This window comes from Cobetia amphilecti (genome assembly GCF_032923285.1).
In the GTDB taxonomy this organism is placed as follows: domain Bacteria; phylum Pseudomonadota; class Gammaproteobacteria; order Pseudomonadales; family Halomonadaceae; genus Cobetia; species Cobetia amphilecti.
On sequence record NZ_CP136695.1, the window covers coordinates 1195795 to 1216401 of the forward strand.

Consider the following 20607-nt stretch of genomic DNA (forward strand, 5'->3'; position numbering starts at 1 on the left):
GCAGAAGATGACTCTCGAAACGCCAGCTGCCGCCCCTGCTCGTCACGATGCTCATCAAGAGTTCATCACGATGCTTATCAAGATGATGCGGGCAGGCGCTGGACAGAGCCCGTCCGGTTCAGCCTTCTCTGCCAAGCAATGAGAAAAGAGGTTCGCATGGATACCTTGATCAACCGGCTTGATAGCCGTGATACCGATTTTACTGCCCGCCTGGACCGTTTGCTGTCATGGGAGGGCGTGTCCGATGCCGAGGTACAGCATCGTGTCACCGACATCCTCGCGCGCGTCAAGCAGGAAGGCGATGCGGCGCTGGTGGAGTTCTCCAACCGCTTCGATCGCCTGAATGTCTCGAGCATGGCCGAGCTGGTCATCGGTGCCGAGCGTCTGGCCAAGGCCTATGCCGACCTGCCGGCGGATCAGCGCGAGGCGCTGGCCGTGGCTGCCGAGCGTGTGCGTGTCTATCACGAGCATCAGAAGCCGGAAAGCTGGTCCTTCAAGGACGAGCACGGCAGCCTGCTGGGCCAGAAGGTCACGCCGCTGGACCGCGCCGGGATCTACGTGCCGGGCGGCAAGGCGGCCTATCCGTCTTCCGTGCTGATGAACGCGATTCCGGCGCATGTCGCGGGCGTGCGCGAGATCATCATGGTCGTGCCGACGCCGGACGGCGTGGTCAATGAGCTGGTGCTGGCCGCGGCGCACCTGGCGGGCATCGATCGTGTCTTCACCATCGGCGGCGCCCAGGCCGTCGCGGCACTGGCCTATGGCACCGAGACCGTGCCGCGCGTCGACAAGATCGTCGGCCCCGGCAACATCTACGTGGCGACTGCCAAGCGTGCGGTGTTCGGTCAGGTCGGCATCGACATGATCGCCGGGCCGTCCGAGATTCTGGTGGTCAGCGATGGCGTGACCGACCCGGACTGGCTGGCGATGGACCTGTTCTCCCAGGCCGAGCACGACGAAGATGCCCAGGCGATCCTGATCGGGTGGGATGACGAGCACCTGGCCGCCGTCGAGGCCGCCATCGAGCGTCTGGCGCCGACCATGGAGCGTGCCGAGATCATCCTGACCTCGCTGCGTGAACGCGGTGCCCTGATTCGCGTCAGCGGGCCGGAGCAGGCGCTGGAGCTGACCAACCGCATCGCGCCGGAGCACCTGGAGCTCTCGGTGGCGAATCCCGAGGAGTGGGTCGAGGGCGTGCGTCACGCCGGCGCCATCTTCATGGGCTCGCACACCTCCGAGGCGTTGGGCGATTACTGCGCCGGGCCGAATCACGTGCTGCCGACCTCCGGCACCGCGCGCTTCTCCTCGCCGCTGGGCGTCTATGACTTCCAGAAGCGCTCCTCGCTGATCCAGTGCTCGCCGGAAGGTGCTTCGGTGCTCGGGCGTACTGCCTCGGTGCTGGCGCGTGGCGAGTCACTGACGGCGCATGCGCGCAGTGCCGAGAATCGCATTCTCGACTGAGCCTGAGACTGAGGCTGAGCCTTGTCTGGTCAGTAAAAAAGCCCCGCGACGGTCTCCGTCGCGGGGCTTTTTGTCATCATGGGGCAGATTTTCTGTTCAAGGCGTCGCGCCGATGCTCCGCCTCAGCCCTAGTCCTGCAGGGACGGATCGACGGCCGCCGGCGTGTTGTCGGGAATCGGGCGTTCGCCGACCTTGACGTCGATGTCCAGCGTCTTGCCGTCACGCAGCAGGCGCAACTCCAGCGCATTGCCGGGTTTGACGGCGGCGATGTCGGCCATGGCCAGGCGAGCATCCAGCAGGCGCTTGCCGCCGATGGCAGTCAGGATATCGCCCGGACGCAGGCCGGCACGCGCGGCAGGGCCGTCACGCAGCACGGCGGCCACCACCACACCTTGCGGGGCGCTCAGGCCGAAGGAGTGCGCCAGCGACGGCGTCAGCTCCTGCACTTCCAGGCCCAGCCAGCCTCGAATCACGCGCCCGTGGTCGACCAGTGACTCGAGGATGTCGCGCGCCAGGTTGGCGGGGATGGCGAAGCCGATGCCCTGCGAACCGCCGGAGCGCGAATAGATGGCGGTATTGATGCCGACCAGTGAGCCGTCGGTGTTGATCAGCGCGCCGCCGGAATTGCCGGGGTTGATCGCGGCATCGGTCTGGATGAAGTCTTCATAGGCGTTCAGACCAAGATGGTTACGTCCGGTGGCCGAGATGATGCCCATGGTGACCGTCTGGCCGACCCCGAAGGGGTTGCCGATCGCCAGCGAGACATCGCCGACGTGGACCTGGGTGGAATCGGCGATCGCCACGGTGGGCAGGTTGTCGAGGTCGATCTTGAGCGCTGCAAGGTCGGATTCCGGGTCCACACCCACGACCTTGGCGAATGTCTCGCGGCCATCGCGCAGGGCGACCTGAATCTGGTCGGCGCCCTGGATGACGTGGTTGTTGGTCAGGATATAGCCGTCACTGGAGAGAATGACGCCGGAGCCGAGGCTCGACAGCATGCGCTGGCTGCGCAGGGCGTCTTCCCCGTAGAACTGGTTGAAGAAGGGGTCGGACATCAGCGGATGCTTGCTGTCGTCCTTGATCTCGCGCGAGGAGTAGATGTTGACCACCGCCGGTGCGGCGGCGTCCACCGCGGCCTGATAGCTGGCCGGGCCGCTGTTGCGTTGCAGCGGCGGTGCTTCACGCAGTACCGGGTCTGCCGACTCCTCGCGCTGCGCCGCTGACAGCGTCAGGCTCGGAGGCGGCAGCACCTGCTGATTGGCGGCAGAGTTCTGAGATGGGCTCGGGTAGGGGGTGTTGCCTGCCTGCTCGTTCTGCTGCGGGGCGGGCTCGCCCAGACCCAGCGTCGGAAAGCGATCCAGCACGACGACGGCCAGCAGGACGCCGGTGACGACGGGCCACAGTAGCGGGAGCAGTGTGCTGCGAAGAGAACGGGGCATCGGATTACCTGATAAAAAGTCCGCGCACCGACGCGATGCTGCGGACATGAAGATGAATAGCCTGAAGATCCACGTGCCACGCGAAGGGATGGCCCCGGTCAAGGCGCGACACGCTTACATGGCGCCGATGCGCCGTTACAATGCTCGCCAGTGTAACACTCGATGACTCTGACTGCTGGAGGCCCAATGGCTGATCGTGACACGCTGATGAAGGCGCTGGATGGCTGTCTGGAGGCGCAGGCCTTCAAGGACTATACCGTCAATGGCTTGCAGGTGGAGGGGCGCCGTGAGGTGCGCCGCGTGATGACCGGCGTGACGGCCAGTCAGGCGCTGCTTGATGAGGCGCTCGCCTGGCAGGCGGACCTGGTGCTGGTGCATCACGGCTACTTCTGGAAGAACGAGCCGGCCCAGATCACCGGCATGAAGCGTCGGCGCCTCAAGACCTTGCTGGCCAATGACATCAATCTGGCGGCCTATCACCTGCCGTTGGATGCGCATCCGACCCTGGGCAACAATGCCCAGCTGGCCGAGCGTCTGGGACTGGTCAGTGAAGGCTGTCTGGATGGCGTGCCCGGGCGTGGCCTGGTGCATGTCGGGCGTTTGGCCGCCGAGGTGGAAGGGCTGGACAGCACCGCGCTGGGGGCCGAGTTCAGCCGCCGTCTCGGGCGTGAGGTGCTGGTCGTGGCCGGTCATGATCGCCCCATCAAGCGCATTGCCTGGTGCACCGGCGGCGCTCAGGACTATATCGGTCTGGCCATCGAGGCCGGTGTCGATGCCTTCCTTTCGGGCGAGATTTCCGAGCGCACCACCCATAGCGCCCGCGAAGAGGGGGTGACCTACTTCGCGGCGGGGCATCATGCGACCGAGCGTGACGGTGTGCGTGCCCTCGGCGAGTGGCTGGCAACCGAACATGGTGTGGAGCACCGCTTCGTGGATATCGACAATCCAGCGTGACATCTGATGCCGGAAACGACAACGGCCACCTCGAGAGGTGGCCGTTGTCGTTGTCGTTGTCGCTGTCGTTTTCAGATGCCGTGAGTGGTTCACGACAGCAGGGCGATCAGATACGCGGCGGGTTGGTGGCCGGTGTCTCGCCTTCACTCGGTTGCGGCTTGAGGCCGAAGTCCTCTGACAGGGTGCCACGGTTGTCGGCGTAATCACGCGGCAGGTCGACCTTGTCGGTCTCGCTGTCGTCCGGCGTGGTGTCAGTGTCCAGCAGGCGGCGCTTGAGCTGGCTGTCATCGCACAGCGCGGTGGCGCCAGTGGCCAGATGCTGGCGCAGCTCATTGCCGGCGCGCTGGATCTGGTCGGTCAGGTCGCTGGCCTTGGAAAAGTGGTCGTTGAGGGCATCGCGGAACTGGGTCAGCTCCAGTTCGCGCTCAGCCAGCTTCTGGCGGGTCTTCTGGTTGCGGGCCACGTTGGCATTCAGCAGGTGGTAGCACAAGGCGCCGATACCGATGCCAGCCAGAAAACAGGCAATGGCCAGGATCCAGTCAATGTTGCTCTCGTTCACGTCGCTCTCCTTGTGTCACGACTGCGGTGATCGTCACCGCTGGGGCATGGTAGCGCTGAGATACGATGCCGGTATTCAATGATGTTCCATCACGCCGATCTCGGGATCGGTCTGGTGTCCAGCAGATCAGCGCCGCTTGCCGCTGTCCTTCTTGCGTCAGTCTTGCGTGTCTCTTTCTTTGCTCTGTCTTTCGTGGCTCTGTCTTTCGTGGCTCTGTCTTTCGTGCCGCTTGCGTTTCAAAAGCGTCCACGCGCCATTATATCGGTGTGGTGCAGCGATGCGTCAATTCACGCGGCGCGCGACCTTGGTCGCCTGTCGGCGCAGCCGGCGGGGTGTGGGCGGATGCCAGCCAACGCCCTGCGAATGATGCGCGCGGCGAAAGCCACGTCGCGCAGCCGATTGCTGGTCGGTGAGTGGGTAAAGTGGCCATCAAGGCGTATAATGCCGCGCAATTTCGTCCTTGCCTGCCCGCCGTGTCGGGTCAGGCGTGATCTTGTTCCTTTCATGTCAGGCGTGCGCCAGTGCGTGACGCCTGACCTGCAGCGGGTTTCTCAATGCCAGCACCGACGCCTCTCGAGAAGTACCAGGCAGACCTCAAGCGTGATGACTTTGCCTACGATGCCGCCCAGGAAGATGCGGTCCGCCATCTGCAGCGTCTCTACGACGACCTCGTGCGCACGCCGCGCCAGATGCCCGACAAGGTGTCTGACGCGACGGGTGGCGGCGGGCTGGGCTCCAAGGTGCGTCGTCTGTTCGGCAAGCCGTCACGCACGGCGCCTGTCGATGAAGCGCCCGAGATCATGGGCCTCTACTTCTGGGGTGGCGTGGGGCGCGGCAAGACCTACCTCGTCGATACCTTCTACGAGAGCCTGCCGTTTGCCGACAAGATGCGCACGCATTTCCACCGCTTCATGCAGCGTGTCCACAATGAACTCGGCCACTACAAGGGCGAGAAGAACCCGCTGACTCTGGTGGCGGCCAAGTTCGCCGTCGAGGCGCGCGTGATCTGCTTTGACGAATTCTTCGTCAAGGACATCACCGATGCGATGATTCTCGCCACCCTGTTCGAAGAGCTGTTCAAGCAGGGCGTGGTGCTGGTCGCGACCTCCAATATCGTGCCGGATGACCTCTACAAGGACGGCCTGCAGCGGGCGCGCTTCCTGCCGGCGATCGACCTGGTCAAGCGTCACTGCACGGTGGTCAACGTCGATTCCGGCATCGATTACCGCCTGCGCGCGCTGGAGCACGCCGAGCTCTTCCATAGCCCGCTGGGCGACGACAGTGCCGCGCGGCTGGCGCGGGAATTCCGCTCCATCGCCGGTGCCGAAGGCCATGCCGATGAAGGTCTGAGCATCAATCATCGCGTGCTGCACGCCCTGCGTCGCCATGAAGACGTGGTGTGGTTCCACTTCGATGAGCTGTGTGATGGCCCGCGTAGCCAGAATGACTACATTGAGCTCGCGCGTGAATTCCACACCGTGCTGGTGTCCGAGGTGCCGCAGATGGGGCGCGACAGCGACGACCAGGTGCGTCGTTTCATCAACATGGTCGATGAGTTCTATGACCGTGGCGTCAAGCTGCTGATGAGCGCCGCGACGCCCGTCGAGGACCTCTATACCGGCGGCAACCTGGATTTCGAATTCCAGCGCACGCTGTCGCGTCTGCAGGAAATGCAATCGCGTGAGTATCTCGCGCTGCCGCACAAGCCGTGAAACCTGCTGCGAGGGCAAAATAGCCTTTGTGGTAGGCGGGCATGGCATGTACAATGTGCGCTCGCTCGAACTGTTGACCGGTTCTCGAGCCATCCTGAGTCATTCACTCCTGATGGGCGAGGGCAGTCTGGAGATGAGAGGTAAGTGACTGCGCAAGCAGCACGCCGCTCGCTGCCAGACGTCGGACAACCAAGAAAAATAGGGATTGGTCGCGCACACAAGTGCAAGACCCGACTATAGGTGATTCATCCATGAAGACGTTTACTGCTAAGCCGCAGTCCGTCCAGCGTGACTGGTTCGTCGTCGACGCAGCCGGCAAGACGCTGGGCCGTATGGCTACCGAAATTGCTCGTCGCCTGCGCGGCAAGCATAAAGCCGAGTACACTCCGCACGTTGATACTGGCGATTACATCGTCGTCATCAATGCCGAGAAAGTCGCTGTGACGGGTCGCAAGGCAGAAGCCAAGACCTATTACCGTCACACCGGTTACCCGGGCGGCCTGCGCTCCATGAACTTCAACCAGATGATCGAGCACAAGCCTGAGCGCGTGATCGAACTGGCTGTCAAGGGCATGCTGCCGAAGGGCCCGCTGGGTCGTGCCATGCAGTCCAAGCTGAAAGTCTATGCTGGCTCCGAGCATCCGCACGCTGCGCAGCAGCCGCAAGAACTGAACATCTGAGGGAAGCATCGCCATGACACAGCAGCACTACGGTACCGGGCGCCGCAAGACTTCTACCGCGCGCGTCTTCCTGAAGCCGGGCACCGGCAAAATCACCGTCAACCAGCGTGACCTGAACGACTACTTCGGTCGTGTGACAGGCCGCATGGTTGTCCGTCAGCCGCTCGAGCTGACCGAAACTACCGAACAGTTCGACGTCTACGTCACTGTTGCTGGTGGTGGTGGTTCTGCTCAAGCCGGCGCTATCCGTCACGGCATCACTCGTGCCCTGATGGCTTACAACGAAGACTTCCGTCCGGCCCTCCGCGCCGCCGGTTACGTCACTCGTGACGCCCGTGAAGTCGAGCGTAAGAAAGTCGGCCTGCGCAAGGCCCGTCGTCGTCCGCAGTTCTCCAAGCGTTAAGAGAACTCGCGTCGACCACAAGAACGTCCAGTGCCCGCAAGGGTGCTGGACGTTTTTTTTGCGGTCTCGCTGCACGATTGACGAAAGCGGCTTTGGTCAAGGTGGCTTTCTTGAGTTGTGAGCGCTCTGTTCTTGCCCTTTAATACAAGCAAGCATCAAGTGCTCGGCAAGTGGATGGCCCAGCATCAAGCGGTAGTGTTTGGGAGATAACAATAAAATGTCAGATCAAGCTGTGAACCGAGGGCGACGCCGCTTCCTCGTCAGCGCAACCACCGTGGTCGGGGCGGTAGGGGTGGTCGGTATCGCAACGCCCTTCCTGGCGTCCTGGCAGCCAAGTGCGCGTGCCCGTGCGGCAGGCGCACCTGTCACGGCGGATATCTCGCGGCTGGCACCCGGCCAGCAGATGACCATCGAATGGCGCGGCAAGCCGGTGTGGGTGGTGCGTCGCACCCCCGAGATGATCGCCGATATCCGTGCCATCCCCCCCGCAGAGCTGCAGGACCCCGAGTCACTGCGTCCCCAGCAGCCCCCTTATGTCGATGCCGTGCTGCGCTCCATCAAGCCGGAATATGTGGTGTTGGTGGGTATCTGCACGCACCTGGGCTGCTCGCCTGGCTATCGTCCCGAGATCGGCGCGGCGGATCTCGGCGCGGACTGGCCGGGCGGCTATCTGTGTGCCTGTCATGGGTCCAAGTTCGATCTCGCCGGGCGAGTCTTCACCGGGGTGCCGGCGCCTTCGAATCTGGAGGTGCCGCCGCATCGCTACGAGAGTGAGCAGGTGCTGGTGGTGGGTGTCGACGAGGAGGCTGCCTGATGGGGAATCCAAACCGTGCCAAGGCGCCACGCGGCATCATGCGCTGGATCGATGATCGCCTGCCGGCCACACAGTTTCTGCAGGACCATCTGACCGGCTACTACGCGCCGAAGAACTTCAATTTCTTCTACTTCTTCGGCTCGCTGGCCTTGCTGGTGCTGGTCAATCAGATATTGACCGGCATCTGGCTGACGATGAGCTATACGCCGAGTGCCGAGGAGGCCTTTGCCTCCATCGAGTACATCATGCGCGATGTGGAGTACGGCTGGCTGATCCGCTACATGCATTCCACCGGCGCCTCGGCCTTCTTTGTTGTCATCTATCTGCACATGTTCCGTGGCCTGCTGTATGGCTCCTACCGTGCGCCTCGCGAGCTGGTCTGGATCTTCGGCATGTGCATCTATCTGGCGCTGATGGCCGAGGCCTTCATGGGCTATCTGCTGCCCTGGGGGCAGATGTCCTACTGGGGTGCGCAGGTGATCATCTCGCTGTTCACGGCGATTCCGGTCATCGGGGCAGACCTGGCGCAGATGATACGTGGCGACTACCTGATCTCGGGGATCACCCTGAACCGCTTCTTTGCGCTGCATGTCATCGCCTTGCCGCTGGTGATCGTCGGGCTGGTGGTGCTGCATCTGGTGGCGCTGCACGAGGTGGGCTCGAACAATCCCGATGGCATCGAGATCAAGGACAGGAAGGATGGGGCGGGGCAGCCGCTGGATGGCATTCCGTTCCATCCCTATTACACGGTGAAGGACCTCGTCGGCGTCGGCGTCTTCCTGTTCGTGTTCTGTGCGGTGATCTTCTACTTCCCCGAAGGCGGCGGCTACTTCCTGGAGACGCCGAACTTCGAGCCGGCCAATTCCCTGAAGACGCCCGAGCACATCGCGCCGGTGTGGTACTTCACGCCGTTCTACGCCATGTTGCGCGCGGTCAATTACCCGCTGTTCGGCGTGGATGCCAAGTTCTGGGGCGTGGTGGTCATGGGGCTGGCGATCGCCATCCTGTTCGTGCTGCCGTGGCTGGATCGCTCGGCGGTGCGCTCGATCCGCTACAAGGGCTGGCTGTCGCGTATCGCCATCGTCATCTTCGTGGTGAGTTTCGTGACGCTGGGCGTGCTGGGGGTGATGCCGCCCACGCAGGAGCGCACGATCATCGCGCAGCTGGCGACCGTGGCATATTTCGCCTTCTTCATACTGATGCCGCTGTATACGCGCTTCGAGACGACGCGAGCGGTGCCTGACAGGGTGACGGGCCGATGAGCGCGCTGATGGGTGGGTCAAGGGAGTGGCTCAAACGCGGGCTGGCAGCAGGGTTGCTGGCCGTAGTGAGCCTGATGGGGTCGGGCATGGTGAGCGCGGCGAGCAGCGCGGTGCCGCTGGAGACGATGCAGCCGGATCTGCACGATCAGCCCTCGCTGCAGCGAGGCATGCAGCTTTACACCAACTACTGCCTCGGCTGTCATAGTCTGCAGTATCAGCGTTACTCGCGTGCCGCAGAGGACCTGGGGATGCCCGAGGACCTGGTCGAGCAATATCTGATTCTCTCGCCAGCGCTCAAGATCAATGACACCATGCGCACGGGCATGCAGAAAGAAGACGCGGCCGGCTGGTTCGGCACGCCGCCACCGGATCTGTCGCTCGAGGCGCGTCTGCGCGGCACTGACTGGATCTACACCTATCTGAAGAGCTTCTATCGCGATGCGTCACGTCCGTGGGGCGTGAACAATGCGGTCTTCCCCCAGGTCGGCATGCCGCATGTGCTGGAGTCGCTGCAGGGCGTGCAGGAAAAGGTCTGTGGGCAGAGTGACCTGGCGGTAGCGGGGGCGGAGATCGATCCCGACACGGGGCGTTATGCGTCCTGTGATATTCTAGAGATCACCCAGCCTGGCAGCATGACGGCAGGGGAGTTTGATCAAGCGATGTGGGATCTGACCAATTTTCTGGCCTATGTCGGCGAGCCTTCGCGACTCAAGGCTGAGAGCATGGCCCCCAAGGTGTTAATATTCATTCTGATCTTTACCTTGCTGGCGTATCTTCTCAAGAAGGAATACTGGCGCGACATTCATTGATGGCCCCCGGGGCGGGGTCTCAGTGATAATGGCGAGCCGGCAGTGACGGGCGCGCGGCTGATCAGTCGCGCGCCCGCTTGCGTCGCCTTGAGGTGGCGCAGGCTGACCCTCTGGCAGGGCCCGTTGTGACAAGGGCAGGCCAGAGGAAACTTATCCCCGTTTGTCAGGCCAAAAGCTGACACGGGCATGTCTCGAACAGATGCGAGGACAGTTTCATGGGTGTTGTGGCCAAGCGTTCATCGATGACCTTCTACTCCGGTGGTGACGACCACTTCAGCCACCGTGTACGGATCGTGCTGGCCGAGAAGGGTGTGGCAGTCGATATCATTGATGTGGATGATGACAGCCGTCCGGCCGAACTGGCCGACCTGAACCCGTACAACAGTGTGCCGACGCTGCTGGATCGCGACCTGGTGCTCTACGAGTCCAAGGTCATGATGGAATATCTGGACGAGCGTTTCCCGCATCCGCCGCTGTTGCCGGTGTATCCGGTGGCGCGCGCCCAGAGCCGTCTGTGGATGCATCGCATCGAGCGCGAATGGGTGCCGATGATGGAAACCATCCAGACAGGCACCAAGAAGGAAGCCGACAAGGCGCGCAAGGAATTGCGTGAAAGCCTGATCGGCATTTCCCCGATCTTCGACGACATGCCGTTCTTCATGAGCGACGAGTTCTCGCTGGTGGACACCTGCATTGCCCCGATCCTGTGGCGCTTGCCGACACTGGGAATCGAGCTGCCGGAGAAGCAGGTCAAGCCGCTGCTGACCTACATGGAGCGGTTGTTCGGGCGTGATGCCTTCAAGGCGTCGCTGTCCGAGGCCGAGCGCGAGATGCGCATCTGATCCGTGCGTGATCCTTCGGTCACTGATCGATCGGTCACGCATTCGGGCTTTCGCCCTCGCTCATCAGTCTGTGGATGATGGATGTGAGCGATGCGCGGGGCGTTGGCCCGTTGGCGGAATGGACTTCGGTCGTCGCTGACACTCATTGCAGTTCAAGAGGTTCTCCCATGCTTTCCAGTCGCCCTTATCTGGCACGCGCACTCTACGAGTGGCTGCTGGATAACGACAATACGCCGTACATCGTGGTGGACGCCGAGCAGGAAGGTGTCCAGGTTCCGCGTCAACACGTCCAGAACGGCCAGATCGTGCTCAATATCGCACCCGGCGCGGTGCGTGATCTGTTGATCGCCAATGAAGGGGTCAGCTTCAATGCCCGCTTCGGTGGTCAGCCGATGCACGTCAGCGTGCCGACGGCGGCCCTGGTCGCGCTGTATTCGCGTGAAAACGGTGTCGGTATGGTCTTCGGTCACGAGCCGGTGATGCCGGGTGCCGATGAGATGACATTCGGTGAAGCCGCGCCAGATGCCGAGCCGGCCGCCGCAGCGCGCCCGACGCTGGCCAGTGTCGGCAGTGCGCCCGTCGAGGAAGAGGTGCCTGCCTCGGGATCAGCGGATGCGTCCGTCGAGACAAGCTCAGGCGCTGATGCCGAAGCCGCCGATGAAGAGCAGGCGTCGGACTCGGCCAGCGACGAGCAGGGTGCTGATGACAATGATCAGCCCAAGCCGCCGCGCAAGGGGCGTCCTTCGCTGCGCGTGATCAAGTAATCACGTCGGCAGGTGGGAGCGATGGATGAGGGTTGGCCATTGTCCGCCTGATGTCGCTCCTGTCATGAAAAATGCCCCGCAGGCTTCGGCCTGCGGGGCATTTTTCATTCTTGATTCTTGGTGCTATTTATTCAGGGTACGTTTCGTTCAGGGCACTTTTCGTTCAGGGCACTTTGCATGTCAGGCATGCAAGGCGCACCACCTCGATCAGTCGAGGTACTCGAAGACCTTGGCGATACGCTGGATGCCGCCGACTTCAGAGACCTTGCTGACGATCTGGTCGGCTTCGGCGCGGGTCACGATACCCATCAGGTAGACGCTGGCATTCTCGGTGAGTACCAGGATGCGACCGGAGTCGATGTTGGCATCCGCCGCCAGCGTGGCCTTGACGCGCGTGGTCAGCCAAGTGTCCTGCACGCGCTGGCTGGCCGGGGCATTGGCGCTGATTTCCAGCGCATTGTGCACCTGACGCACGCGACGCACGTCCTTGGCGATGTCCGTGGCCTTCTGCTTCAGCTCGTCGCTGGCGACCTGGCCGGTCAGCAGCACCATGCCGTTGTAGGAGTTCACGTTGACGTGGGCATCATTGAAGCGGGCATCGGTCTTGCCGAGATTGACCTCGATCTTGGTCTCGATGCTCTCGTCTTCCACCTGGGCGCCCAGGGTGCGATCGCCATAGTCTTCGTCGATCGGGCCGCTGTTGGTCAGGTCGGCGACGGTGGTGCAGCCGGCTAGCGTCAGGAAGCCGGCGGTGGCCATGAGGGAAAGCAGGTTCTTGTGCGTCATGCCGTTTTCTCCTGGTGAATGCCGTGGGGCGCGCGGATTACTCGTTGCTGCCGAACAGCTGATGATCAATCAGGTCGCACAGGCAGTGGATGGCCAGCAGATGGACTTCCTGGATGCGTGCCGTAGAGGTGGCGGGAACACGAATCTCGCAGTCTTCGCTGCCCAGCAGTGACGCCATGTCGCCACCGTCGCGGCCGGTCAAGGCGACGACGCGCATATCACGGTCGTGAGCCGCCTGGATGGCCTGCACCACATTGGCGGAGTTGCCGCTGGTGGAGATGGCCAGCAGGATGTCGCCGGGCTGACCCAGGGCGCGGATCTGCTTGGAGAACACCTCGTTGTAGCTGTAGTCGTTGGCGATGGACGTCAGCGTGGAGGTGTCGGTGGTCAGTGCGATGGCCGGCAGGCTCGGGCGCTCACGCTCGAAGCGGTTGAGCAGCTCGGAGGAGAAATGCTGGCTGTCGCCGGCGCTGCCGCCGTTGCCGCAGGCCAGGATCTTGCCGTCATTGACCAGGCTCTGGACCATCATCTGGCTGGCCGCTTCGATGAAGGGCGGCAGCACTTCGCTGGCGTAGGTCTTGGTGTCAATGCTGGCGTTGAAGTGGCCGAGAATACGCGATTGGAAATCCATGATGGCTCTTGGTCGTTGGCTTCAGAACGCTTCGAAGGCGTGGCGAATCCAGTGAATGGAACGAGGGGAGGTCCCCTCCACGCCTACCACGTCGAAGCGGCAGGAACATGATAGCCCGTGCTGGGCCAGATAAAAACGCGCGGCAGTGATCAGCCGGCGTTGCTTGGTATGGGTCACGCTTTCCAGCGCGCTGCCGAAGCGGGAGTTGGCCCGGTAGCGCACCTCGATGAAGACCAGGGTCTCGGCGTCACGCATGATCAGGTCGATCTCGCCGCCCTTGGCATGCTGGTTGCGCGTGACGGGTGTCAGGCCACGCGCTGCCAGCCATTGTTCTACCTCCGCCTCGATGACGGCGCCGCGCGCTCGGGCGCGACGCTGGGGAGGCGGGTGCGCCTTGCCAGAGGGCGAGTCGGCGCGTGTCATGTCAGGGTGTGTAGGCTTCGACGGTGCGGCTGTTGGCGCCTTTCAGTGGCGGACGCGGTACGCCACCTCTGAATTCAGCCCAGGGCAGCGTGCGCTCGATGCGGCCATCGTGGCGCGGGAAGAGGCTGCCGGTGGCGCCGAAGAGTTCGCCGCCCGCACCGGCCAGCATCAGCGGTACGCGCTGGGCCAGACGATAGGCATCGACCCCCATGGCGTTGAGCTTGAGCATGCGCGGTGAAGCATCGGACAGAGCGCGGTAGGTGTCGACTTCCGGCAGGGACGCCTTGCCGCCGGAGGAGGCCTCCGGCACTTCCCAGGGGATGTCCACGAAGTCGACGCCATTGAGGTCGCCATCCTGATCGGGCTGCGGTGCGCCGTCATAGAGATGGGAGGTGCCGTAGATCGGCAGGTCGCCCGCGTAGTAGAAGTCCAGCATCGGCGGCACCTGACGCGCATAGCTCGGCAGCGCCAGCAGGAAGATCATGTCGATGTTGCCGGAGTGCGCGCGGCCGTATTTGCTGCCGGATTTCTTGGCGGACTTCATGCGCGCCTGATCCTGGCTCGAGACCGACAGCAGGTCCTTGACGGCTGAGCTGACGGCGCCCTTGGGGTTGTAGCGCTCGACGGAGACGATGTCGCCACCTTCCTGCTCGAAGCGGTCGCGGAAGGCGCTGTAGACGCGCTGGCCCCAGGCATTGTTGGGCACCAGCGCGGCGGCGCCACGATGGCCGTCGAGTGCGGCGCGCATGGCGACCTGGCGGGCTTCGTCCTCGGCGGACAGGCCGTACTGGAACAGGTTGTCGGCACGGTTGCTGTCATGGGTGCCGTAGTTGAGGGCCAGTGTCGGCAGCGGCAGGCTGTTCTGGGTCTCGAGTTGACTGACCAGCTTCTTGTCCAGCGGGCCGAGCACGACCTGGGCACCATCCATGGTGGCACGGGCATACAGGGTCTTGAGGTCCGCGCTCGAGGTGTCATAGAAGCTCAGCTGCGGGGTGGCCTCGGCATTGTCGATGGCGCTGCGATGGCGTGCCTCGATGCCTTCACGGATGGCCTGGGCGATCCGCTTGAGCGAGCCGGACTCGGGCAGGAAGACGGCAATCTTGCGCACTTCCTGGCCGGAGAGCTCGCGCAGGTCGAGAATGCCCTGCGGCATCTGGCGTGCGGCGGGATGCTGCGGGTTGGCGTCCGACCAGTCGTTGATGGCGGAGAACATCTGGTCGATGTTGCCACCGAAGCGACGCTGCAGGCGTAGCAGGTCCGTCCAGCCACTGGCGGTGGGGCTGGCACTGGCCAGCTCGTTGAGCTGACTGGGTGAGAGGCGCGTGAGCTGCTCCCACAGGGTGTCGTTGATGCTCAGGTCATCGCTGTCGGCCTGCAGGGCGATCAGGGTCTGGGCGCTGGCCAGGGGCTCGCCGACCATGCCGAGTGCCAGGCCGCGACGCTTGCGCAGTGTGCGCTGGTCATCGCCGGACATCTGGATGCCGTCCTCGAGCACCGAGGTGGCCAGGATCGTGTTCCAGCCGTCCTGCTGCTCAAGCGCGATGCGCGACAGCAGCAGGGCCCATTGCACGCGTTCCTGCGGCTCGAGGCTTGCCGGATCGATGTCGGATGCGATGGTGATCGCCTGCGCGTTGTCGCCGCTGCGTGCTAGGATGTCCGCAGCTTGCAGGCGCGTACTGGCCGCTTGCTGACCCTGTTGCTGCTCGGCCTGAGCAAGCAGGGCATCGGCCCCGGGGCCGCTGGAGAGCGGTGACTGTCCGGCACACCCTGCCAGCAGCAGGGCGGAGGCGGCGAGGCCCGCCAGCGTGCGCAGGCCGGAACGTGAACGGCGCGCGGCCTCCTGCCGGATGGCTGACGAAGTGCCCAGCGTATTGGCTGATGCACGATTCCATGTCTGGCGCATGTACGACGGTCCCTTGGCTGATGGGCGATGTGGTCAGGACTGCATCGCCGCCTACTGTGATGAAGGGTGAAAGGCATCATGGCACTCGGTCGATCAGGGCCACGCATGCAGCGTCCTTCGGATGAAATGTCCCAAGGCAATCTGCCTGTGTCTGACGACCATTTCTACCATTGAGTTCAACGAGTCGAAGCATTGAATGTCCGAGTCTTCTGAAGGCGTATTGTACGTGGTCGCCACGCCGATTGGTAACCTCGATGATCTCAGTCCCCGCGCCGCGCGGGTGCTGGGAGAAGTGGACCTGATCGCAGCCGAGGATACCCGCCACAGCGCGCGGTTGCTGCGTCACCTGGGCCTGGAAGTGCCCATGATGTCCCTGCACGATCACAATGAACGTGGTCGTGTCGACCAGCTGTGTCAGGCGCTGGAGGCAGGCCGACGCGTCGCGCTGGTCTCCGATGCCGGCACGCCGCTGATCTCCGACCCCGGCTTCATCGTCGTGCGCGCCCTGCGCGAGCGTGGCTTCAAGGTAGTGCCGCTGCCGGGGCCGTGCGCGTTGATCACCGCCCTCAGCGCGGCGGGCCTCCCGACGGATCGCTTCACCTTCGAAGGCTTTCTGGCCCACAAGGGCGGCCCGCGTCAGGCGCGCCTTGCCGCGCTGCGCGACGATAGCGCCACCCACGTGCTGTATGAATCTCCGCACCGTATCCAGGCGCTGCTCGGCGATATCCGCGAGGTGCTGGGCGAGCGCCGGGTCGTGCTGGCCCGTGAGCTGACCAAGACCTTCGAGACCTTCCTCGATGGCACGGCGGCCGAGCTGCTGGCGCAGATGGACGCTGACAGTGATCAGACCCGCGGCGAGTTCGTGGTCATGATCGAAGGAGCGCCGGCACGTGACGGCGATGAGGCGGCCAGTGTCGAAGGCGACGCCCTGTTGCAGGTGCTGTTCGAGGAGGGCGTCGGCGTCAAGCAGATGGCCGCCATCGCCACACGTCTGGTGGGCGGGCGCAAGAAAGCCTGGTATGCCAAGGCGCAAGCCATGAAGGACGCGGCAGAGGAATAAGCAAACCTCTGTCACGCCAGACTTTTTTGCCGCTGCCATTGTTCGGCCTGCGCGGGCTTCGTCTTGTGAAAGGCCCATGACACTGGTAGTCTTGCGCGCTTGGGAGACGGCCAGACAGTCGCCGCCAGCGCAAGCTGGGGGAGGAAAGTCCGGGCTCCATAGGGCAAGGTGCCAGATAACGTCTGGGCGGCGCGAGCCGACGGCAAGTGCAGCAGAGAGAAGACCGCCTACGTCAGCTTCGGCTGACCGGTAAGGGTGAAAGGGTGCGGTAAGAGCGCACCGCGCGGCTGGTAACAGTTCGCGGCGAGGTAAACCCCACCTGGAGCAAGACCAAATAGGCCCCCTATGCTGCTGCCCGCAGTGGGGGCGGGTTGGTTGCTTGAGCCCTGAAGTGATTCAGGGCCTAGATGAATGACTGTCCACGACAAGACCCGGCTTATCGGCCATCTCCCGCCTTATAACGTCAGTGTGCTGCCAGCCTTCGCGATGCGAGCGATGGCAGCACACCTTGAATTCGCATGACCGGCGCCGTCCGCTGCGTGTTTCGTGAATGACCATTGCAGTTGGATGGCAACGAACACGCTGCCGTGACAGGCGCCGGTTGTCGGTTATGGCACTTGAATTCGTGTTTCAGCCGCTTGCCTGCTGCACGCAGGCGCTGTTTCCGCTCTTATGCTGTCGGTGTCCTTTGCCACCGGCTTTCACTGCTCGCATCGCGTGCCAAGGTCCAGAGTTTCGTCATGTCCAAGCCCAGCGCTCCTTCCGTTACCGAGTCTGCCGATACCGAGTCCGTCGAAGTGGCTGATCGCTTCGCGCATGTCAGTGTCATGCTCGATGGCGCGGTCGATGGCCTGATTCAGGACACGGCCGGCGTCTACTTCGACGGCACCTTCGGTCGCGGTGGCCATTCGCGTCTGATCCTGTCGCGCCTGGCGCCCGAGGGGCGTCTGATCGCCTGTGATCGTGACCCCCAGGCGCTGGCGGAAGCCGCGACCATCGATGACGAACGTTTCAGTATCCATGCCGGTGAGTTCGCGCGTCTTGGCGAGTATGCCGAGCGTGAGGGCGTGCATGGCCAGCTGGATGGCATCCTGCTCGACATCGGCGTGTCATCCCCGCAGCTGGATGATGCCGAGCGTGGATTCAGCTTCATGAATGATGGCCCGCTGGACATGCGCATGGACCCCACCAGTGGCGAGAGCGCCGCCGAGTGGCTGTCGCGTGCCAGTGCCGAGGACATGGCCTGGGTCTTCAAGACCTATGGTGAGGAGCGTTATGCCAAGCGTCTGGCGCGCGCCGTGGTGGAGCGTCGCGCCGAGCGACCCATCACGCGCACCGGCGATTTCGCCAGCCTGATCAAGGATGCCCACCCCAACTGGGAGAAGCACAAGCACCCGGCGACGCGTGTCTTCCAGGCGATCCGCATTCATATCAATGGTGAGCTGGATGAGCTGACCCGCGCGCTGGATGCCGGTCTCGAGGCGCTCAAGCCCGGCGGTCGTCTGGTCGTGATCAGCTTCCACTCGCTGGAAGACCGCATCGTCAAGCGCTTCATGCGTGACAAGGCGCGGGGGGATCAGGCGCCGCGTGGCATGCCGATCCGTGAAGACCAGCTCAACAAGCGTCTCAAGCTGGTGGGCAAGGCGCAGAAGGCCTCGCAAAGCGAAGTCGATGCCAATGTCCGTTCGCGCAGTGCCGTGATGCGCATTGCCGAAAAGCTCAAATAGCGTCAGTGCTCCCTCTGGGGAATCGTGCCTCTTTCTGCGCCTGCCTACCGGCAGGCGCGCGCGCAAGTGGGCTGTGGTGAAAGGACGACACAAGTGTTGCCGTGCTGCAACTCTTAGCGGCTAACGCCACTTGCTGACATAATGCGCCGGGCGCTTCAAACAAGTGAGCGAACATCGCGCCTGCACGTTGGCAGTCTGCAAGGATATTCGTGATGCGGGGCATCACGTTCAGAGTGATTAGGGAGTCGGCATGGCGGGACGGAGACAGGATGGCTGGACGGGTAACTGGCCGATCAAGGTGCAGATGCGTTGGCGTCACCTGTGTTTCGCGGTGCTGATGCTCAGTCTGCTCGGCTCTGCCGCTGCTGTCGTGATCAGCTCCCACCTCTCGCGCGGCCAATATGCCCAGCTGCAGAAGCTGGAAGCGGCGCGCGATGATGCGCGTGCACGCTGGGGCCGCCTGTTGCTGGAAGAGAGCGCCTGGTCGGCGCCGGCGCGTATCGAAAGCATCAGCATCGAGCGACTCGAGATGCGCGTCCCGGATGTCCACGATGTCGAGGTCATTCGCTGATGGCCACGCGTCGCCCGCCTTCGTCTCGCCCGCGCAACCCGCGCAAAGCCGCCGGAGCTGAGACGCCCGCTCGTCCCAAGGCCGCAAGCGGTGCCCGCAAGAGCGCGCGCGCGGCCATGGGGCCAGCCCGCTATCGCATCATGCTCTTCATCGTGCTGGCCGGGCTTGTCGCTCTGGTCGGCCGCATCGGTTATCTCCAGCTCTTCGATCAGCAGTTCCTGCAGGATCAGGGCGACGCACGCACCCTGCGCGTCGACAGCATCAATGCTCACCGCGGCATGATCACCGACCGCACCGGTGAGCCGCTGGCGATCTCCACGCCGGTCATCACCCTGTGGGCCGACCCGCGCAAGGTGCCCGACGACCCCGTGCGGCTGTCATTGCTGGCGCGCGCGCTGGGTCAGAAGCCGGATGATCTGATCGCACGCGTCCGCCGCTATCGTGATGCCGGCAAGGGCTTCATGTACATCAAGCGCCAGATGACCCCGCCGCAGGCCCAGCCTGCCATTGACCTCGATATTCCGGGCGTCAGCCACAAGCAGGAATACAAGCGCTATTACCCCTCCGGAGAAGTCTCCGCCCAGTTGATCGGCGTAACCAACGTCGATGACAAGGGCCAGGAGGGGCTCGAGCTTGCCTACAATTCCTACCTTTCCGGTACGCCGGGCAAGCGACGTGTGCTCAAGGACCGCAAGGGGCGCCTGGTGCGTGACCTGCATCTGATCAGCGAAGCCAAGCCCGGTGGCGACCTGACACTCTCCATCGACCTGCGTCTGCAATACATGGCCTACCGCGAGCTCAAGGCGGCCGTGGCGGAGCACCGCGCCGATGGCGGCACCCTGGTGATGATGGATGCGCGCACCGGCGAAGTGCTGGCGATGGTCAATCAGAAGTCCTATAACCCGAACAACCGTGCCGGGCTTGATCCCGCCGGGCTGCGCAACCGCGCGATCACCGATGCCTTCGAGCCCGGCTCGGTCATGAAGCCGCTGTCGATGAGCGCCGGCCTTGCCTCCAGCAAGTATCAGCCGGACTCGGTGATTGATACCACGCCGGGTTACATGCGGGTCGATCAGTTCACCATTCGTGACTTCCGCAACTACGGCAAGCTCGACATGGCGGGCATTCTCTACCATTCCTCGAATATCGGCATGAGCCGCATGGCGCTGAGTCTCGAGGATGATGCGGTGTGGAATCGCTACTATGAGCTGGGCCTCGGCCAGGCGCCGGGCACCGGCTTCCCGGGCGAGACGACCGGCGTGCTGCCGCCGCCGACCAACTGGTCGCGCAGCAAGCGGGCCTCCATCTCCTACGGTTACGGTATCAGCGTCTCGGCGCTGCAGCTGGCCAGCGCCTACACCGCGCTCGCCAACGATGGCCGTCGTGTGCCGCCGTCGCTGCTCAAGGTCAAGACGCCGCCGGTGGGTGACCAGGTGATCTCATCGGACAACGCACACGCCTTGCTCGGCATGATGGAGAAGATCGTGCAGCCCAACGGGCCTGCCAAGCGGGCGGTGGTCGAAGGCTATCGCATCGCCGGCAAGACCGGCACCGTGCGCAAGGTGACGGCCGGTGGCTATCAGAAGACCGCGTATCGTTCGTTGTTCGCGGGTGTGGCACCGGTGTCTGATCCGCGTATCGTGACCGTGGTGATGATCGAGAACCCCAAAGGGGAAGAATATTACGGCGGTCTGGTGGCGGCGCCCGTGTTCGGGCGCGTGGTGGGCAAGGCATTGCGCCTGCTGGATGTGCCGCCGGACAGCAAGGTCGGTGAGTAACGCTTTTCATGTGGCACGGTCGCCGGCCT

The 20607-nt window shown here is 63.4% G+C and carries 20 protein-coding genes and 1 other RNA gene; 15 read left to right on the plus strand and 6 right to left on the minus strand.

The window, feature by feature from the left end; translation table 11 throughout:
• The first annotated feature begins 156 nt into the window (after positions 1–156).
• On the plus strand, positions 157–1461 hold the full coding sequence (hisD, locus tag R1T44_RS05120) for a histidinol dehydrogenase (protein WP_152965305.1): 1305 nt from the start codon (positions 157–159) through the stop codon (positions 1459–1461).
• Between the two features lie 128 nt (positions 1462–1589).
• Here hisD and R1T44_RS05125 read toward each other — a convergent pair whose 3' ends face one another.
• A complete protein-coding gene (locus tag R1T44_RS05125) occupies positions 1590–2900 on the minus strand; it encodes a S1C family serine protease (protein WP_317292710.1) in 1311 nt (436 codons plus the stop codon).
• A 186-nt stretch (positions 2901–3086) separates the two neighbouring features.
• Here R1T44_RS05125 and R1T44_RS05130 point away from each other — a divergent pair, with 186 nt between their 5' ends.
• A complete protein-coding gene (locus tag R1T44_RS05130; RefSeq protein WP_054555098.1) occupies positions 3087–3854 on the plus strand; it encodes a Nif3-like dinuclear metal center hexameric protein in 768 nt (255 codons plus the stop codon).
• Between the two features lie 106 nt (positions 3855–3960).
• Here R1T44_RS05130 and R1T44_RS05135 read toward each other — a convergent pair whose 3' ends face one another.
• Positions 3961–4413: a Z-ring associated ZapG family protein gene (locus R1T44_RS05135; protein ID WP_043332529.1), complete on the minus strand. Its 453-nt coding sequence runs from the start codon at positions 4411–4413 to the stop codon at positions 3961–3963.
• Between the two features lie 554 nt (positions 4414–4967).
• On the opposite strand from R1T44_RS05135, the gene zapE reads away from it, so the two are divergent.
• From zapE to R1T44_RS05175, 8 genes are all read left to right on the plus strand, one after another.
• On the plus strand, positions 4968–6125 hold the full coding sequence (gene zapE / locus R1T44_RS05140) for a cell division protein ZapE (protein ID WP_317292711.1): 1158 nt from the start codon (positions 4968–4970) through the stop codon (positions 6123–6125).
• Positions 6126–6376: 251 nt separating this feature from the next.
• Entirely contained in the window at positions 6377–6805 is a 429-nt protein-coding gene (gene rplM, locus R1T44_RS05145) for a 50S ribosomal protein L13 (RefSeq protein WP_043332524.1), read from the plus strand.
• A 13-nt stretch (positions 6806–6818) separates the two neighbouring features.
• On the plus strand, positions 6819–7208 hold the full coding sequence (gene rpsI, locus R1T44_RS05150) for a 30S ribosomal protein S9 (RefSeq protein ID WP_043332522.1): 390 nt from the start codon (positions 6819–6821) through the stop codon (positions 7206–7208).
• 217 nt (positions 7209–7425) lie between these two features.
• Entirely contained in the window at positions 7426–8022 is a 597-nt protein-coding gene (gene petA / locus R1T44_RS05155; protein ID WP_043332520.1) for a ubiquinol-cytochrome c reductase iron-sulfur subunit, read from the plus strand.
• Entirely contained in the window at positions 8022–9284 is a 1263-nt protein-coding gene (locus R1T44_RS05160) for a cytochrome b (protein ID WP_317292712.1), read from the plus strand. Before petA ends, R1T44_RS05160 begins: the two co-directional genes overlap by 1 nt.
• Positions 9281–10093, plus strand: coding sequence for a cytochrome c1 (locus R1T44_RS05165; protein ID WP_279831681.1), 813 nt, complete (start codon positions 9281–9283; stop codon positions 10091–10093). The genes R1T44_RS05160 and R1T44_RS05165 overlap by 4 nt, the downstream gene beginning before the upstream one ends.
• 215 nt (positions 10094–10308) lie before the next feature.
• Positions 10309–10935 (plus strand): stringent starvation protein SspA, encoded by a 627-nt coding sequence (sspA, locus tag R1T44_RS05170; RefSeq protein ID WP_043332516.1) that lies wholly within the window; start codon positions 10309–10311, stop codon positions 10933–10935.
• A gap of 167 nt (positions 10936–11102) precedes the next feature.
• A complete protein-coding gene (locus tag R1T44_RS05175) occupies positions 11103–11699 on the plus strand; it encodes a ClpXP protease specificity-enhancing factor (RefSeq protein ID WP_317292713.1) in 597 nt (198 codons plus the stop codon).
• A 207-nt stretch (positions 11700–11906) separates the two neighbouring features.
• Here the strand turns inward: R1T44_RS05175 and R1T44_RS05180 are convergent, their stop codons facing one another.
• From R1T44_RS05180 to R1T44_RS05195, 4 genes are read right to left on the minus strand one after another with little or no spacing between them, the layout of a single operon-like run.
• Positions 11907–12485 carry a BON domain-containing protein gene (locus tag R1T44_RS05180; RefSeq protein WP_317292714.1) on the minus strand — a complete coding sequence of 193 codons (579 nt, stop codon included), beginning with the start codon at positions 12483–12485 and terminating at the stop codon, positions 11907–11909.
• Positions 12486–12522: 37 nt separating this feature from the next.
• On the minus strand, positions 12523–13116 hold the full coding sequence (locus R1T44_RS05185; protein ID WP_043332512.1) for a phosphoheptose isomerase: 594 nt from the start codon (positions 13114–13116) through the stop codon (positions 12523–12525).
• 21 nt (positions 13117–13137) lie between these two features.
• Complete coding sequence (locus tag R1T44_RS05190) at positions 13138–13539, minus strand: YraN family protein (protein WP_052384397.1); 402 nt, start codon at positions 13537–13539, stop codon at positions 13138–13140.
• Between the two features lies 1 nt (position 13540).
• Positions 13541–15442 carry a penicillin-binding protein activator gene (locus R1T44_RS05195; RefSeq protein ID WP_317292715.1) on the minus strand — a complete coding sequence of 634 codons (1902 nt, stop codon included), beginning with the start codon at positions 15440–15442 and terminating at the stop codon, positions 13541–13543.
• 196 nt (positions 15443–15638) lie between these two features.
• Here R1T44_RS05195 and rsmI point away from each other — a divergent pair, with 196 nt between their 5' ends.
• The 5 genes from rsmI (at position 15639) to R1T44_RS05220 (ending at position 20578) form a co-directional block, all read left to right on the plus strand.
• Complete coding sequence (gene rsmI / locus R1T44_RS05200; RefSeq protein ID WP_043332510.1) at positions 15639–16502, plus strand: 16S rRNA (cytidine(1402)-2'-O)-methyltransferase; 864 nt, start codon at positions 15639–15641, stop codon at positions 16500–16502.
• A gap of 102 nt (positions 16503–16604) precedes the next feature.
• Positions 16605–16957: RNase P RNA component class A (gene rnpB / locus R1T44_RS05205), an RNA gene on the plus strand.
• 285 nt (positions 16958–17242) lie between these two features.
• Positions 17243–18229 (plus strand): 16S rRNA (cytosine(1402)-N(4))-methyltransferase RsmH, encoded by a 987-nt coding sequence (gene rsmH, locus R1T44_RS05210; protein WP_054555089.1) that lies wholly within the window; start codon positions 17243–17245, stop codon positions 18227–18229.
• Between the two features lie 250 nt (positions 18230–18479).
• Positions 18480–18800 carry a cell division protein FtsL gene (gene ftsL / locus R1T44_RS05215; protein WP_043332508.1) on the plus strand — a complete coding sequence of 107 codons (321 nt, stop codon included), beginning with the start codon at positions 18480–18482 and terminating at the stop codon, positions 18798–18800.
• 116 nt (positions 18801–18916) lie between these two features.
• Entirely contained in the window at positions 18917–20578 is a 1662-nt protein-coding gene (locus tag R1T44_RS05220; RefSeq protein ID WP_054555193.1) for a peptidoglycan D,D-transpeptidase FtsI family protein, read from the plus strand.
• The last annotated feature ends 29 nt before the right edge of the window (positions 20579–20607 follow it).